This is a genomic window from Streptomyces aquilus (assembly GCF_003955715.1).
Taxonomy (GTDB): domain Bacteria; phylum Actinomycetota; class Actinomycetes; order Streptomycetales; family Streptomycetaceae; genus Streptomyces; species Streptomyces aquilus.
This window is the reverse complement of sequence record NZ_CP034463.1, coordinates 4,089,626-4,105,736: the sequence shown is the minus strand read 5'-3', so window position 1 is coordinate 4,105,736 and position 16,111 is coordinate 4,089,626. Positions and strand designations below refer to the sequence as shown.

At 71.1% G+C, this 16,111-nt stretch carries 14 protein-coding genes; 8 read left to right on the top strand and 6 right to left on the bottom strand.

The genetic code is table 11. The features are described from left to right. The first annotated feature begins 45 nt into the window (after positions 1-45). The 4 genes from EJC51_RS18895 to EJC51_RS18880 all read left to right on the top strand — a co-directional run bounded on the left by EJC51_RS18895 (position 46) and on the right by EJC51_RS18880 (position 5,498). Positions 46-747 (top strand): hemerythrin domain-containing protein, encoded by a 702-nt coding sequence (locus EJC51_RS18895; protein ID WP_244362729.1) that lies wholly within the window; start codon positions 46-48, stop codon positions 745-747. Beyond that, on the top strand, positions 744-1,703 hold the full coding sequence (locus EJC51_RS18890) for a pyridoxamine 5'-phosphate oxidase family protein (RefSeq protein ID WP_126272161.1): 960 nt from the start codon (positions 744-746) through the stop codon (positions 1,701-1,703). The genes EJC51_RS18895 and EJC51_RS18890 overlap by 4 nt, the downstream gene beginning before the upstream one ends. Positions 1,704-1,757: 54 nt before the next feature. Beyond that, entirely contained in the window at positions 1,758-4,058 is a 2,301-nt protein-coding gene (gene recD2, locus EJC51_RS18885) for an SF1B family DNA helicase RecD2 (protein WP_126272160.1), read from the top strand. A gap of 150 nt (positions 4,059-4,208) precedes the next feature. Further along, positions 4,209-5,498, top strand: a complete 1,290-nt coding sequence (locus tag EJC51_RS18880; protein WP_097264338.1) for a citrate synthase — start codon at positions 4,209-4,211, stop codon at positions 5,496-5,498. Between the two features lie 592 nt (positions 5,499-6,090). On the opposite strand, the gene EJC51_RS18875 is transcribed toward EJC51_RS18880, so the two are convergent. Together EJC51_RS18875 and EJC51_RS18870 are read right to left on the bottom strand one after the other, a co-directional pair. Further along, positions 6,091-8,310: a heavy metal translocating P-type ATPase gene (locus EJC51_RS18875; RefSeq protein WP_126272159.1), complete on the bottom strand. Its 2,220-nt coding sequence runs from the start codon at positions 8,308-8,310 to the stop codon at positions 6,091-6,093. Between the two features lie 24 nt (positions 8,311-8,334). Further along, the gene (locus EJC51_RS18870; protein ID WP_126272158.1) at positions 8,335-8,568 is read right to left on the bottom strand and encodes a heavy-metal-associated domain-containing protein; all 234 of its coding nucleotides are present in this window, start codon (positions 8,566-8,568) and stop codon (positions 8,335-8,337) included. A gap of 109 nt (positions 8,569-8,677) precedes the next feature. On the opposite strand from EJC51_RS18870, the gene EJC51_RS18865 reads away from it, so the two are divergent. After that, a complete protein-coding gene (locus EJC51_RS18865) occupies positions 8,678-9,877 on the top strand; it encodes a cation:proton antiporter (protein ID WP_126272157.1) in 1,200 nt (399 codons plus the stop codon). A 52-nt stretch (positions 9,878-9,929) separates the two neighbouring features. Continuing rightward, on the top strand, positions 9,930-10,973 hold the full coding sequence (locus tag EJC51_RS18860; protein WP_126272156.1) for a zinc-dependent alcohol dehydrogenase family protein: 1,044 nt from the start codon (positions 9,930-9,932) through the stop codon (positions 10,971-10,973). Here EJC51_RS18860 and EJC51_RS18855 read toward each other — a convergent pair. From EJC51_RS18855 to EJC51_RS18840, 4 genes are all read right to left on the bottom strand, one after another. Continuing rightward, on the bottom strand, positions 10,954-11,517 hold the full coding sequence (locus EJC51_RS18855; protein WP_126272155.1) for a GNAT family N-acetyltransferase: 564 nt from the start codon (positions 11,515-11,517) through the stop codon (positions 10,954-10,956). The genes EJC51_RS18860 and EJC51_RS18855 overlap by 20 nt on opposite strands. Positions 11,518-11,565: 48 nt before the next feature. Then, complete coding sequence (locus EJC51_RS18850; RefSeq protein ID WP_059191908.1) at positions 11,566-11,766, bottom strand: helix-turn-helix transcriptional regulator; 201 nt, start codon at positions 11,764-11,766, stop codon at positions 11,566-11,568. 407 nt (positions 11,767-12,173) lie between these two features. Continuing rightward, on the bottom strand, positions 12,174-12,962 hold the full coding sequence (locus EJC51_RS18845; RefSeq protein WP_244362727.1) for a helix-turn-helix domain-containing protein: 789 nt from the start codon (positions 12,960-12,962) through the stop codon (positions 12,174-12,176). 205 nt (positions 12,963-13,167) lie between these two features. Continuing rightward, positions 13,168-14,085, bottom strand: coding sequence for a sugar phosphate isomerase/epimerase family protein (locus tag EJC51_RS18840; protein ID WP_126272153.1), 918 nt, complete (start codon positions 14,083-14,085; stop codon positions 13,168-13,170). Positions 14,086-14,246: 161 nt separating this feature from the next. On the opposite strand from EJC51_RS18840, the gene iolC reads away from it, so the two are divergent. Both iolC and EJC51_RS18830 read left to right on the top strand, forming a co-directional pair. Then, complete coding sequence (gene iolC, locus EJC51_RS18835) at positions 14,247-15,221, top strand: 5-dehydro-2-deoxygluconokinase (protein ID WP_126272152.1); 975 nt, start codon at positions 14,247-14,249, stop codon at positions 15,219-15,221. Between the two features lie 11 nt (positions 15,222-15,232). After that, entirely contained in the window at positions 15,233-16,111 is an 879-nt protein-coding gene (locus EJC51_RS18830) for a Cgl0159 family (beta/alpha)8-fold protein (protein ID WP_425276841.1), read from the top strand.

Here is a 16,111-nt window from a genome sequence, read left to right as displayed (position 1 = left end):
GCGAGCGTGGTCACCGTCTGTATCCGAACGTCGAAGGACACCCGCGTGACCCCCAACTCCACCCCGTCCGGCCTTCCCGCCGGCGGCCGCCCCCACACCCACGAGATGGTCGTGGTGCACCGCGTCTTCCGCCGGGAGTCCGCGCTGCTGCCCCGCCTGGTCCGTGCCGTGCCGGACGGCGCGTCGGCCCGGGCCGGTGAGGTCGCGGCGTATCTGGACGACTACGTGATGGGGCTGCACCATCACCACGCGCTGGAGGACGAGCTGATCTGGCCCCTGCTGCGGGAGCGGGCCGCCGCGCGGGACGACCTGGTGGCCCGGATGGAGGACCAGCACGGCCACATAGACCGGACCCTGGCAGCCGTGGGGGAGTGGGCGCCCCAGTGGCGGGGCTCGGCCGACAGTGTCGCCGGGCAGGAGCTCGCCCTGGCGCTGGAGGAGCACCGGCTCGCCCTCCTCGACCACCTGGACGACGAGGAGAAGCTGGTCCTTCCCCTGGTCGCGGAGCATCTGACCGTCGCCGAGTGGGACGAGGTGGGCCGCCGCGGCCTGGAGACCCTCCCGAAGAACAAGGTCATGCTGGCCCTCGGCGCGATCCTGGAGGACGCCACGGAGGACGAGCGGGCCTACTTCCTGGGCCGGGCACCGCTGCTCGGACGGCTGATGTGGCGGTGGGTGGGGCGGCGGCAGTACACCGCGTTCTGCCAGGCCATGCGGGCCCCGCTGGCCGGGGGGACGGTACGGTGACCGTACTCGGCTCCGCCCCGACGGCCGTCCTGGACGCCTACCGCACCTGCGAGTTCGTCACCCTGGGCCGGGACGGGACCCCGCTCGCCTGGCCGACGGCGGTGTGGCGCCGCGAGGACGGGACGCTGGTGCTGACCACGTCCCTCGCCTTCGCGCAGAAGGCGCTGAACATCCGCCGGGACGGCCGCGTCGCGCTGCTCTTCTCCGACCCCACCGGCAGCGGTCTCACCGACGCCCCGGAGATCTTCGTCGGCGGCAGCGCCGAGTGCCCCGACGACATCAGGACGGGACCGCAGGGCCTCGACGACTACTGGCGGATGCTCTTCGAGCGGCAGCCGCACAGCCGGTCGTATCTCTCGCGCCCGATGCGGCGGCTGATGGACTGGTACTACCTGCGGCTCGTCATCACCGTCACCCCGGAACAGGTGATCGTGCGGTCCGCCGGGGCGCCCCCCTTGCTGAAGGTGTCCGCCGGGCCGGACGGCTCGCCGTTGCCCGGCGCGGAGCAGCTCGCCCGCCATGCCACGGCGGTCCTCGCCGCCCGGGACGCCTCCGGGGCGCCCGCACTGGCCCGCACCCGGACCGCGCCCACGGTGGGCGGCTTCGCGGTGAGTCCGCCGGACGACCACGCGATGGTGCCCGGCCCCGCCTCGCTGCTGGTGCACCGGCACGACGAGAAGCTCAACCGGATGCGGAACGCCCTGGTCCGCGGGGAGTTGCGGCAGACCGACGACGGTTGGCTTCTCGTGCCCGGGAAGGTGCTGGAGCCGATGGGCTCGGGACGGCCGAGCGACGCCGTACGGGTCCTGCGCCGCACCCAGCGGGCGACCGACCGGTATCTGCACCGCCGTGGTCTGACCCGGCCCGCGGTGGAGTGGGACCGGTTCCGCGCGCTCGCCGAGTCCGCCCGCCGCCCCGGCACCGCCGACGAGGAAAGGCCGCGCAACAGGGTCTAGCCCCGTCTGTGGACAACCCCGGTCGATGTCACACCCCACCGGTACCGTCGGATCATGGCTCAACAGGCGGGGAACGCGACGGGCGAGCGGCGACTCGCCGTCCTCGAAGGCGTGCTGGAGCGCATCACGTACGCCAACGAGGAGAACGGCTACACCGTCGCGCGCGTGGACACCGGCCGGGGCGGCGGCGACCTCCTCACGGTCGTCGGCGCGCTGCTCGGCGCCCAGGTCGGCGAGTCCCTGCGCATGGAGGGGCGTTGGGGTTCCCACCCGCAGTACGGCAAGCAGTTCACCGTGGAGAACTACACGACCGTCCTGCCCGCCACCGTCCAGGGCATCCGCCGCTATCTCGGCTCCGGGCTGGTCAAGGGCATCGGCCCGGTCTTCGCCGACCGCATCACCCAGCACTTCGGCCTGGACACCCTGCGCATCATCGAGGAGGAGCCCAAGCGGCTCATCGAGGTCCCGGGCCTCGGCCCGAAGCGGACCAAGAAGATCGCCGACGCGTGGGAGGAGCAGAAGGCGATCAAGGAGGTCATGCTCTTCCTCCAGACCGTCGAGGTGTCGACGTCGATCGCGGTCCGGATCTACAAGAAGTACGGCGACGCCTCCATCTCCGTCGTCAAGAACCAGCCCTACCGCCTCGCCGCCGACGTCTGGGGCATCGGCTTCCTCACCGCCGACAAGATCGCCCAGTCCGTCGGCATCCCGCACGACAGCCCGGAGCGCGTGAAGGCGGGCCTCCAGTACGCGCTGTCGCAGGCCACCGACCAGGGAAACTGCTACCTCCCCGAGGAGCGGCTGATCGCCGACGCGGTGAAGCTGCTCCAGGTCGACACCGGTCTGGTCATCGAGTGCCTCGCCGAACTCGCCGAGCCGGACGAGGACACCGGCGAACCCGGCGTCGTCCGGGAGAAGGTCCCAGGCGAGCACGGCGAGCCAGTCACCGCCGTCTACCTGGTCCCCTTCCACCGCGCCGAACTCTCCCTCGCCGCCCAGCTGCTGCGTCTCCTGCGCACCGACGAGGACCGGATGCCGGGCTTCCGGGACGTGGCCTGGGACAAGGCGCTGACCTGGCTGAAGGGCCGTACGGGAGCCGAGCTGGCGCCCGAGCAGGAGGCCGCCGTGAAGCTGGCGCTCACCAAGAAGGTCGCCGTCCTGACCGGCGGACCCGGCTGCGGCAAGTCCTTCACGGTCCGCTCGATCGTGGAGCTGGCCCGCGCCAAGAAGGCCCGGGTGGTGCTGGCGGCCCCCACCGGCCGCGCCGCCAAGCGCCTCGCCGAGCTCACCGGCGCCGAGGCCTCCACCGTCCACCGCCTCCTGGAGCTGAAGCCGGGCGGTGACGCGGCCTACGACAAGGACCGCCCGCTCGACGCCGACCTGGTGGTGGTGGACGAGGCCTCCATGCTGGACCTGCTGCTCGCCAACAAGCTGGTGAAGGCGGTGCCGCCGGGGGCGCATCTGCTGTTCGTGGGGGACGTGGACCAGCTGCCGTCCGTCGGCGCGGGCGAGGTGCTCCGGGACCTGCTCGCCGACGGCAGCCCCATCCCCGCGGTGCGCCTCACGCGCGTGTTCCGCCAGGCCCAGCAGTCCGGCGTGGTGACCAACGCGCACCGGATCAACGCCGGGCAGCATCCCGTCACCGACGGCATGACGGACTTCTTCCTCTTCGTCGAGGACGACACCGAGGAGGCGGGGCGGCTCACGGTGGACGTGGCGGCCCGTCGGATTCCGGCCAAGTTCGGGCTCGACCCGCGCCGGGACGTCCAGGTGCTCGCGCCCATGCACCGCGGGCCCGCCGGCGCCGGCAACCTCAACGGCCTGTTGCAGCAGGCCATCACGCCCGGCCGGCCCGATGTGTCCGAGAAGCGGTTCGGCGGCCGGGTCTTCCGGGTCGGCGACAAGGTCACCCAGATTCGCAACAATTACGAGAAGGGCAAGAACGGTGTCTTCAACGGCACCGTGGGCGTGGTCACCTCGCTCGACCCGGTCGACCAGCGCCTGACGGTACTGACCGACGAGGACGAGGAGGTGCCGTACGAGTTCGACGAACTGGACGAGCTGGCCCACGCGTACGCGGTGACCATTCACCGCTCGCAGGGCAGTGAATATCCGGCCGTGGTGATCCCGGTCACCACCGGGGCCTGGATGATGCTCCAGCGGAACCTGCTGTACACGGCGGTCACCCGGGCCAAGAAGCTGGTCGTCCTGGTCGGTTCGCGCAAGGCGATAGGCCAGGCGGTGCGCACGGTCTCGGCGGGTCGGCGCTGCACGGCCCTGGACTTCAGGCTCGCCCCGAAAAATGATCGATCAAATGAGTCACCTAGGTCACAGAGCCCTTCCGGAACCGGGTAGGGGAGGGCAGGATGGGCAAGTTGGCGGCACTGAGTGCCGCCAATAGGCCCAATGGTCGACCCCCAGTGCACTCTCCTGCGCCGAATGGGGGATGGTAGAGACAGTCAGGGCAACCTCGAAGATGAGGCACAACGTCGGGTGAGGGAAGACGTGAGCGACAACTCTGTAGTACTGCGGTACGGCGATGGCGAGTACACCTACCCGGTGATCGACAGCACCGTCGGCGACAAGGGCTTCGACATCGGCAAGCTCCGCGCCCAGACCGGTCTGGTGACGCTGGACAGCGGCTACGGCAACACGGCCGCCTACAAATCGGCGATCACCTACCTCGACGGCGAGGCGGGCATCCTCCGCTACCGCGGCTACCCGATCGAGCAGCTGGCCGAGCGCTCCACCTTCCTGGAGGTGGCGTACCTGCTGATCAACGGCGAGCTGCCGACGGTCGACGAGCTCACCGTGTTCAAGAACGACATCACGCAGCACACCCTGCTGCACGAGGACGTCAAGAACTTCTACCGCGGCTTCCCGCGTGACGCGCACCCGATGGCCATGCTGTCGTCGGTCGTCTCCGCGCTGTCGACGTTCTACCAGGACAGCCACAACCCGTTCGACGAGAAGCAGCGCAACCTCTCGACGATCCGTCTGCTCGCCAAGCTCCCGACGATCGCGGCGTACGCGTACAAGAAGTCGATCGGTCACCCGTTCGTCTACCCGCGCAACGACCTCGGCTACGTCGAGAACTTCCTGCGGATGACCTTCTCGGTGCCGGCCCAGGAGTACGACCTCGACCCGGTCGTCGTCGCCGCGCTCGACAAGCTGCTGATCCTGCACGCCGACCACGAGCAGAACTGTTCGACCTCCACGGTCCGCCTCGTCGGCTCCTCCCAGGCGAACATGTTCGCGTCCATCTCGGCCGGCATCAACGCGCTGTGGGGCCCGCTGCACGGCGGCGCCAACCAGTCCGTGCTGGAGATGCTGGAGGGCATCCAGGCCTCCGGCGGTGACGTCGACTCCTTCATCCGCAAGGTGAAGAACAAGGAGGACGGCGTCCGGCTGATGGGCTTCGGCCACCGGGTCTACAAGAACTTCGACCCGCGCGCGAAGATCATCAAGGCGGCGGCGCACGACGTCCTCTCGGCCCTCGGCAAGTCCGACGAGCTGCTGGACATCGCGCTGAAGCTGGAGGAGCACGCGCTCTCCGACGACTACTTCGTCTCGCGCAGCCTCTACCCGAACGTCGACTTCTACACCGGCCTCATCTACCGCGCGATGGGCTTCCCGACCGAGATGTTCACGGTCCTCTTCGCCCTCGGCCGCCTCCCGGGCTGGATCGCCCAGTGGCACGAGATGATCAAGGAGCCGGGCTCCCGCATCGGCCGCCCGCGCCAGATCTACACCGGCGTGGTCGAGCGCGACTTCGTCCCGGTCGAGGAGCGCTGACCGTTGCGCTGAGCCGCGAGGTCACACCAGGCCCCGCATGCCGATGCCGGCTGCGGGGCCTCGTCGTGTGCCGGGAAGTGAGCGGTGCACAGCAGAAGGCGCCCTGGCGGCGGTCCCCCCACGGGCCGACGTCCAGGGCGCCTTCCCATGTCCCGGTGCGGATTCCCCCCACGGGATCCGGCCGGGCGTCTGTGAGAAAACAGCGCCTGAATCGCTGTGTTGAGCAGAACGAGCAGAACTCGTCGTACTCCTACTGTGTACCGCTGTGTGCGATCTGCCGGGACAGCGCACGGTCGGGAGGGCCGCTCAAAGCTTCCCGACGTGCCTGTCCCGGCAACGCATCTCTGAGGAAGTCCCCCAAGACATCCCCAGATGCCAGGATGCGCCCCCCAAGACGCGGCCTGACATCGCCAACTTAGACCTTCGAACCCCTTCGATGGTTACGTTCACATCACTGTGATCTGCGTCTCTTGCATTTGTCCGTTTGATGCGCAAGGGGCCGAATCGTCGATCGGGCCTCAAGCGTAAGGATGATGCGCGAGCCTTGTGAAGAGCTTATGTGAGCCTCGCGCCGGACTCCAGAGGGTCCCGCCTAACGGAATGACCGCAATCGCAGGCTGTTCGTCACGACGAACACCGAGGAGAACGCCATGGCGGCGCCCGCGATCATCGGGTTCAGCAGTCCCGCGGCGGCCAGCGGCAGCGCGGCCACGTTGTAGCCGAACGCCCACACCAGGTTCCCCTTGATCGTGGCCAGCGTCCGCCGCGACAGCCGGATGGCGTCCGCGGCCACCCGCAGGTCCCCGCGCACCAGCGTCAGATCCCCCGCCTCGATCGCCGCGTCCGTCCCGGTCCCCATCGCGAGCCCCAGGTCGGCGGTGGCGAGTGCGGCGGCGTCGTTGACCCCGTCGCCGACCATGGCGACGACCCGTCCCTCGCCCTGCAACCGTCGTACGGCGTCGACCTTGCCCTCGGGCAGCACCTCGGCCACGACCCGCGTGATCCCGACCCGTTCGGCCACGGCCTCCGCGACCGTCCGGTTGTCCCCGGTCAGCAGCACCGGCGTGAGCCCGAGGGCCCGCAGCTCCCGTACCGCCTCGGCGCTGGTCTCCTTCACCGCGTCCGCGACGGCCACGACGCCGCGTGCCACGCCGTCCCAGCCGACCACGACGGCCGTACGACCGCCCCTCTCGGCCTCGTCCTTGGCGCGGGCCAGCTCCTCCGGCAAGGCGTCGAAGAGGCGCCCCACGGCCACGTCATGGCCCTCCACGCGCCCGCGCACGCCCCGCCCGGGGACGTTCACGAACGCCTCGACCGCGGGCAGCGGCCCCACCCGCTCCTCGGCACCGGCGGCGACCGCCCGGGCGACGGGATGCTCGGAGGCGTGCTCCACGGCGCCCGCGAGCCGCAGCACCTGCTTCTCGTCGGCGCCCTGGACGGCGTACACCTCCTGGAGGGTCATCCGGCCGGTGGTGACCGTTCCCGTCTTGTCGAGGACGACGGTGTCGACGCGGCGCGTGTTCTCCAGCACCTCGGGGCCCTTGATGAGGATGCCGAGCTGGGCGCCGCGGCCCGTGCCGACCATCAGGGCGGTCGGGGTGGCCAGGCCGAGCGCGCACGGGCAGGCGATGATCAGGACGGCGACGGCCGCGGTGAACGCGGCGGCAAGGTCGCCGGTCGCGCCGAGCCAACCGCCGAAGGTGGCGACGGCGATCGCGATGACCGCCGGCACGAAGACGGCCGAGATCCGGTCGGCGAGCCGCTGCACCTCGGCCTTGCCGTTCTGCGCCTCCTCGACCAGCTTCGCCATCCGCGCGAGCTGTGTGTCCGCGCCCACGCGCGTGGCCTTGACGACCAGGCGCCCGCCGGCGTTCACGGTCGCGCCCGCGACCGCGTCCCCGACCGTCACGTCCACCGGCACCGACTCGCCGGTCAGCATGGACGCGTCCACGGCGGAGGCGCCCTCGACGACGGTGCCGTCGGTGGCGATCTTCTCCCCGGGGCGGACGACGAAACGGTCCCCGACCGTCAGGCGGGAGACCGGGACGCGGACCTCGCGGCCGTCCCGCAGGACCGCCACGTCCTTCGCGCCCAGCTCCATCAGGGCCCGTAGCGCGGCCCCCGCCCGGCGCTTGGAGCGGGCCTCCAGATAGCGGCCGAGCAGGAGGAACGTGGTGACGCCCGCGGCCACTTCGAGATAGATCGTGGAGGCGCTGTCCATGCGCGAGACGGTGAACGTGAACTCGTCCTTCATGCCCGCCATGCCCGCGTCCCCGAAGAACAGCGCCCACAGCGACCAGCCGTACGCGGCCAGCGTGCCCAGCGAGACGAGGGTGTCCATGGTGGCCGCGCCGTGCCGGAGGTTGGTCCAGGCGGCTTTGTGGAAGGGCAGCCCGCCCCAGACGACGACGGGGGAGGCGAGGGTGAGGGCCAGCCACTGCCAGTTGTCGAACTGGAGGGCCGGGATCATCGACAGCAGGACGACGGGCACGGCGAGGAGCGCGGAGACGACGAGCCGCTGCCGCAGCGACGCCGGCTCCGGGTCCTCGTGCGGGGCGGGCGCTGCCGCCGCCGGCGCGGGCTCCTCGGCCGTGTACCCCGTCTTCACCACCGTCGCGATGAGATCCGCGACCTGGACGCCCTCGGCGTAGGTGACCTTCGCCTTCTCCGTCGCGTAGTTGACGGTGGCGGTCACGCCGTCCATCCGGTTGAGCTTCTTCTCCACGCGGGCGGCGCAGGAGGCGCAGGTCATGCCGCCGATGAGGAGTTCGACCTCGGCGGGCGGAGCTATCGGGGCGGTGGTGCCGGACATGGCGGGTACTCCAGGAGGTGGCGGTCAGGCCTTGCCGACGAGCTCGAAGCCGGCCTCGTCGACGGCCGCGCGCACGGCTTCCTCGTCGAGCTCGGCGGCGGAGACGACGGTGACCTCGCCGGTGGAGGCGACGGCCTTGACGGAGCTGACGCCGGGGATCTCGGAGATCTCGCCGGAGACCGAGCCCTCGCAGTGGCCGCAGCTCATGCCGCTCACCTTGTAGACGGTGGTGACCTGGGTGTCGCTCTGGGCGGTCATCTCGTTCTCCTCTTCGGGGCGTGTGGGTTCTGCGGGACCCGCGGTGGCGTCCACGTATCTCACACTATACCCCTAGGGGGTATTTCTCCAAGAGGGGTAGGCGCCGATCGTGTCGCAGGCCGGGACGCTCATCCTGATCATGTCCATCGCGGTGCTGGCACCCCTGCTGGCCTACGGGATCAGCCGCCGGCTGCCGGTGCCGCTCGTCATCTTCGAGATCCTGCTGGGCATCCTGGCCGGCCCGGACGTCCTGGGCTGGGCGGGCGACGGGCCGGTCATCGACACCCTGTCCGACCTCGGGCTGGCGATGCTGATCTTCCTCGCCGGGTACGAGATCGAGTTCGACCGGGTCCGCGGCGCCACCCTGAAACGCTCGCTGTGGGCATGGCTGACCGCGCTCGTCGTGGGCCTCGCGCTCGCCTCCACCCTGACCGGGCTGTCCAAGGGCGTCTACATCGGTACGGCCCTCACCAGCACCGCCCTCGGCACGGTCCTGCCGGTGCTGCGGGACGCGGGGGACCTGCACTCGCGCTTCGGCTCGGTGATGACGACGTTCGGGGCGGTCGGCGAGTTCGGGCCGATCATCGCCATCGCGCTGCTGCTGAGCGGGCGTTCGCCGGGCCGCTCGACGGCCGTGCTGGCGGCGTTCGCGCTGCTGACGGCCGCCGCGGTGTGGTGGGCAATGCGCCCGCGCCCGCCGTGGTTCCCGCGAGTGATCGCCAGGACCCTGCACAGCAGCGGCCAGTTCGCCGTACGCCTGGTCGTGCTCCTCCTCGCCGTGATGCTCGGCATCTCCCAGGCCCTCGGCCTCGACACCCTGCTCGGCGCGTTCGCCGCCGGGATGCTCACCCGGCTGCTGCTGCACGGGGCGGCACCGGAGAGCGCGGGGCCGGTCCTGGAGAAGGTCGAGGCGATGGGGTTCGGCTTCCTGGTGCCGGTGTTCTACGTCGTCACCGGCATGGAGTTCGACCTGGACGCCCTTCTGTCCGGCGGCCGGGCGCTGCTGCTCCTGCCGGTCTTCCTGCTGCTGTTCCTGCTGGTCCGCGGCCTGCCGGTGTACGCGCTGGCCCCGCCGGATCTCGTACGACGGGACCGGCGCGCCCTGACCCTGTTCGCGTCCACCGCGCTGCCGCTGGTCGTCGCCATCACCACGATCGGCGTCGACGACGGCGTCCTGAAGACGGAGGAGGCGGCGGCCCTGGTCGGTGCCGCGATGCTCTCGGTGCTGCTGTTCCCGCTGGCGGGGCTGCGGCTGCGCGGCGAGCGGAGGACGGTGGAGGAGCCGCTCGGGGGTACGGAGTCGTGGTGAGGCCGGGTCAGGATGGGGGGGGGACCGGATGGTCACGTCGATGGGAGCGCACATGCGGGCAGTGGTGTTCGAGCGGTACGGCGAGCCGGCCGAGGTGCGGGAGGTGCCCGACCCGGAACCGGCCCCGCACGGCGTCGTCGTGCGCGTGGCGGCCACCGGCCTGTGCCGCAGCGACTGGCACGGCTGGCAGGGCCACGACCCCGACATCACGCTCCCGCACGTGCCCGGCCATGAACTCGCCGGAGTCGTCGAGGCGGTCGGCGACCGGGTCACCGGCTGGCGCCCCGGCGACCGCGTCACCGTCCCCTTCGTGTGCGCCTGCGGACGCTGCGCCGCCTGCGCGGCCGGCGACCACCAGATCTGCGAGCGGCAGACCCAGCCGGGCTTCACCCACTGGGGTTCCTTCGCGCAGTACGTGGCGCTGGACCACGCCGACGTGAACCTGGTGGCGGTCCCGGAGGACCTCTCCTTCGCCACCGCCGCCTCCCTCGGCTGCCGGTTCGCCACCGCGTTCCGTGCCGTGGTGCAGCAGGGGCGGGTCGCGGCGGGGGAGTGGGTCGCGGTGCACGGCTGCGGCGGAGTGGGCCTGTCGGCGGTGATGATCGCGGCGGCTTCCGGCGCCCGGGTGGTGGCGGTGGACGTGTCGCCCCAAGCCCTGGAGCTGGCACAGAAGTTCGGGGCGGTGGCGGGCGTCGACGCGTCCGAGGCCGGTGACACGGCCGCCGCGGTGCGTGAACTGACCGGCGGCGGCGCGCACGTGTCACTGGACGCGCTGGGCTCCCCGGTCACCTGCGCGGCCTCCGTCAACTCCCTGCGCCGCCGCGGCCGGCATCTCCAGGTCGGCCTGCTGCCCTCGGCGGACGGCACGACCCCGGTCCCGATGGCCCGCGCCATCGCCCTGGAACTGGAGATCCTGGGCAGCCACGGCATGGCCGCGCACACCTATCCGGGGATGCTGGAGCTGGTGCGGTCGGGGGTGCTGCGGCCGGACCTCCTGGTGACGTCCACGATCGACCTGGCCGCGACGCCGGCCGCACTGGCGTCGATGGGCACGGCACCCGGCGCCGGGGTGACGGTCATCGAGCCGTGGAACTGAGCGCCGCCCACTCCTGTTCCAGCACGGCCATGAGCACCCAGTCCACCCACCGACCGTCCCGCAGATCGGCCTCCCGCCGGACGCCCTCCCGCACGAACCCGGCCTTCTCGTAGGCGCGCAGGGCCCGGGCGTTGTGGCCGTAGACCTCCAACTGGATGCGATGCAGGCCGAGTTCCTCGAAGCCGTACCCGACGACGAGACGCGTCGCCTCGGTGCCGAGGCCGCGGTCACGGCCCCGGGGCCCGAGGAGCGTGCGGAACGTACAGCCGCGCGCCCGCTCGTCCCACTCGTACAGCACCACCTCGCCGACGAGTTCGCCGGTGGCGCGGTCGGTGACGGCGAGATCGAGACGGTCGGGCTGGGCGGACCGGGAGCCGTACCAGGAACGCAACTGCTCCAGGGTGAACTCGGTGTCGGGTCCACCGGTGAAACGGAGGACCTCGGGGTCGCGGATGATCTCCGCCATGACCTCCGCGTCCGCTGCGGTGAACGGACGCAGCACGGCCTTCTCGCCGGTCAGCACGGGTTTGACGGAGAAACTCATCCACGGATCCTCACCGGCCCGGCTCCCGGTCGGCAACCGTGTTTCCGCTCAGTCCTCTCGTCTGCCGCGGTTGCCCGGCCGCGCGGCGACCCACGCCCGCACGGTGTCCGCGTACCAGAAGGGCTTGCCGCCCTCCACATGGTCGGGTGGCGGCAGCAGCCCGTGCTTGCGGTACGACCGCACGGTGTCCGGCTGCACCTTGATGTGCGCCGCGATCTCCTTGTACGACCAGAGCCTTCGGTCGGTCATGAGGTGCACCTCCCTGCGCGCGCCGCGGCGGCGGCCGGGAACGGCCGTCGGGGGTACCGGGCGCTGCGCTGGCGTCACAAAGCCTGTGCCCCGTGAACGACAGAGAGTGAGCGCAGGTCAGGCCCTGTGCACGGCGTGTGACGCAAGACCCGCGTATACGCGACATGTGTGACACACGAGGGGCGTTCGTGACACGAGTGCAGCAAAGGCGCGCGCGGGCGCGTGGGCGCGGCGCGTTGACAGGACCCGCAGGGTCCACACGGGTGGAGCCGGACCCGCTGCGCCGGGCCCGGCTCCACCAGCTCCCCCGCCTCCCCGGTGGCCACTGGGGGCGCACAACGGCCGGGAGCCACAGACTGCATTCGGCCAACTCCGCGGGTCTTGGAAAAAACCGCACTCGGCGTCGATCAGGGTGCGCCGAGCACCAGACTCGTCGCCTCACCGCTGATCCGGTCACCGCCGGGCACCACGCCCGCCCCGTCTCTGGCGAGCGTGAACTCCCGCGGCGTGCACCCGGTCATCGCCTTGAACTCCCCGCTGAGATGGGCCTGGTCGTAGAACCCGCACAGCGCCGCGGTCTCCGCCTGCCCCCGCCCCGCGGCCAGCAGCCGCCGCGCCCGCTGCAACCGCAGCACCCGTGCCGCCGCCTTCGGCCCCAGCCCGATCTGCTCCCGGAACCGGCTCTCCAGCTGCCGCACACTCCAGCCGACGTCCTCGGCGAGCCGCGGCACGGGGATCGCCCCACCCGTCCGCACCAACTCCGCCCACGCCCGCACCACCCGGGCCGACGGCGCCGTACCGCCCTGTGACCACCGTGCCAGCGCATCGTCCAGCAGCCCGAACCGGGCCTCCCAGGACGGCAGGGCACCGAGCGCGGCGGCGAGTTCGTCGACCCTGCCGGGCAGCACATGCGGCAACTCGTCGGGATCCACGGTCCGGTTGGCGAGCTCGTACTGCGGCGTCCCGAACAACGAGAAGGCGGCCCAGGGAGCGAGTAACACCTCGATCCCCGAAAGCCGCCCGTTGTGCTCGCCGATGGCGGGAGTGGTCGTAGGCCCGCAGTACACCGACACCAACGTGTCCGGCGCCCGCCCCGCCCGGCTGATCCGCACCGACTCCCCGAACCCCAACAGCAGCGTGGCCGCCCCGATGGGCGCCTCAAGCCGCCGCCGAGGCCGATCGAGCCCCAGCCGCACCCCGCGGTACGAGATGACGCCGGGTTGGAGTCGGGGATGGGGCAGGGCAAGGGCAACTTCCCAGGACCCCCAGGGCCCATGTCCCGACCGAACACTTGTCACAGAGCCATCGTGCAACGCCCCAAGGGGCGCGGGGAACTGCGCGACAAGCCACGAACAACCCGCACTCGCCAACCCACAGCCCCCGGCACCCCATTAGGCGCCACTAAGCCCCGCAGCTCCTCAAAAACGCCCGAGTCCGCTGAGCAATGGGCAACGGCTTGTCCGGATCGCACGGATACATGTCCTGCTCCACGATCGCGAACAGATCCACATCCAAAGCCTGCGCAGCCTCCAGCACGGGCCCCAACGCCGGCACCCCGGACGGCGGTTCACACATCACACCCTGCGCCACGGCCGGCCCGAACGGCGTCCCCTTGGCCCGCACATCGGCGAGGATCTCGGGATCGACCTGCTTCAGATGCAGGTACCCGATCCGGGACCCGTACGTCTCGATCAGCTTCACGCTGTCGCCCCCGCAGTACGCGTAGTGCCCCGTGTCGAGGCAGAGCGACACCAGCGACGAGTCCGTCCCGTCGAGGAACCGGACGACGTTCTCCTCGCTGTCGATGTGCGTGTCGGCGTGCGGGTGGACGACGATCTGGAGCCCGTACTCCTCCCGCACCCGCTGACCGAGCCGCTCGGTCAGCGAGGTGAGGTTCCGCCACTGCTCGGGCGTCAGCGTGTCCGACTCCAGCACCTCACCGGTCTTGTCGTCCCGCCAGAAGGACGGGATGACGACGAGGTGCCGGGCGCCCATGGCCTGCGCCAGCACCGCGTTGTCGGCGACGTGCGCCCAGGTCTTCTCCCAGACGGACTCGCCGTGGTGCAGCCCGGTGAAGACCGTGCCGGCCGACACCTTCAGCCCGCGCCGGCCCACCTCCTCGGTGAGCACCGTGGGATCGGTCGGCAGGTACCCGTAAGGGCCAAGCTCGATCCACTCGTAGCCGGAATCCGCGACCTCGTCGAGGAAGCGCTGCCAGGGGACCTGCTGAGGGTCGTCGGGGAACCACACACCCCAGGAGTCGGGAGCCGACCCGATCCGGATGCGGGACAGTGAGGAAGAGGGTGACAACGACGTCATGCCGGTCAGCTTCCGCGTGAGCAGCAAGCGCTGTCAAGGGCTGGTCCGAATGTCTGGACAAAACATTGACAGGGCTCCTCATCGGGGGCTACAAAGCCGTGGAGAGCCGATACGAAGTCCGGGGCGAGACGTGAGGGTCCGACCGGCATGAAGGGAACTCGATGGCGTACGACCTGATCACCATGGGGCGGATCGGAGTGGACCTCTATCCGCTGCAGACGGGCGTCCCGCTGCCGCAGGTGTCGTCCTTCGGCAAGTTCCTCGGCGGCTCGGCGACGAACGTCGCGGTCGCCGCGGCCCGCCTGGGACGGCAGACCGCGGTGATCACCCGGACCGGCGACGACCCCTTCGGCACCTACCTCCACGAGGCCCTGAAGGGCTTCGGCGTGGACGACCGCTGGGTCACTCCGGTCCCCGGCCTGCCGACCCCGGTCACGTTCTGCGAGATCTTCCCGCCGGACGACTTCCCGCTGTACTTCTACCGGCAGCCCAAGGCCCCCGACCTGGAGATCGACGCCCACGAGCTCGACCTCGACGCCATCCGCGAGGCCCGTGTCTTCTGGGTCACCGGCACCGGCCTGAGCGAGGAGCCCAGCCGTACGGCGACGCTCGCGGCCCTCGCCCACCGCGCCAAGGCGGGCATCACCGTCTTCGACCTGGACTGGCGCCCGATGTTCTGGAGCGACCCGGAGGCGGCCCGCCCGTTCTACGCCGAGGCCCTCAAGCACACCACCGTCGCGGTCGGCAACCTCGACGAGGTCGAGGTCGCGACGGGCGTCCGCGAGCCCCGTGCCGCCGCCGAGGCGCTCCTCGACGCGGGGGTCGAGCTCGCCGTCGTCAAGCAGGGCCCCAAGGGCGTCCTCGCGGTCGACCGCAACGGCACCTCCGCCGAGGTCCCGCCGCTCCCGGTGGACGTCCTCAACGGGCTCGGTGCCGGTGACGCCTTCGGTGGCTCCCTTGTACACGGCCTCCTCGACGGCTGGGACCTGGAGAAGATCATGCGGCACGCCAACGCGGCCGGCGCGATCGTCGCCTCCCGCCTGGAGTGCAGCTCCGCGATGCCGACCCCGGCCGAGATCGAGGCGGCGATCACCGCGGGCGCCGTACGGCCGAACTGCGCGGAGGCCGCCCGGTGACCACCGTCGACATCGCCGAACTCGTCCGCCTGCGCACCCGTCACCCCGAGGCGATCGCCGAGGCCGCCGCCCGGCGTGTGCGGCGTCCGCTGCTCGGCGACACCGACCGCCTCATGATCGTCGCCGCCGATCACCCCGCCCGGGGCGCACTCGGCGTCGGCGGCAATCCGAGGGCCATGGCCAACCGCGCCGACCTGCTGGAACGCCTCTGCCTCGCGCTCTCCCGCCCCGGCGTCGACGGCGTCCTCGCGACCGCCGACATCCTCGACGACCTGCTGCTGCTCGGCGCGCTCGACGGCAAGGTCGTCATGGGCTCGATGAACCGCGGCGGCCTCCAGGGCGCCCGCTTCGAACTCGACGACCGCTTCACCGGCCACCGCGCCGAGGACATCGAGCGGCTCGGCTTCGACGCGGGCAAACTGCTCCTGCGGATCGACTACGACGACCCGGGCTCCCTGACCACCCTGGAGTCCACCGCGCGGGCCATCGACGACATGGCGGCACGCCGACTGCCCGTCTTCGTCGAGCCGTTCATCAGCTTCCGCACGGCCGAGGGCAAGGTGAAGAACGACCTCTCCGCCGAGGCCGTCATCAAGTCCATCGCCATCGCCTCGGGCCTGGGCGGCAGTTCGGCCTACACCTGGCTGAAGGTGCCGGTCAGCGAGAACCCCGACGACATGGCCGAGGTCATGGCCACCTCCACGCTGCCCGCCGTGCTGCTTGGCGGCGAGGTCGGTGGCTCCATGGAAGAACAGGCCGGGGCGTACGAGAAGTGGCGGGGTGCCCTGCAACTCCCCACCGTGCGCGGCCTGGTGGTCGGACGCTCACTGCTCTACCCGGCGGACGGGGACGTCGCCGCCGCCGTGGACACCGCCGTAGGACTCCTGTGA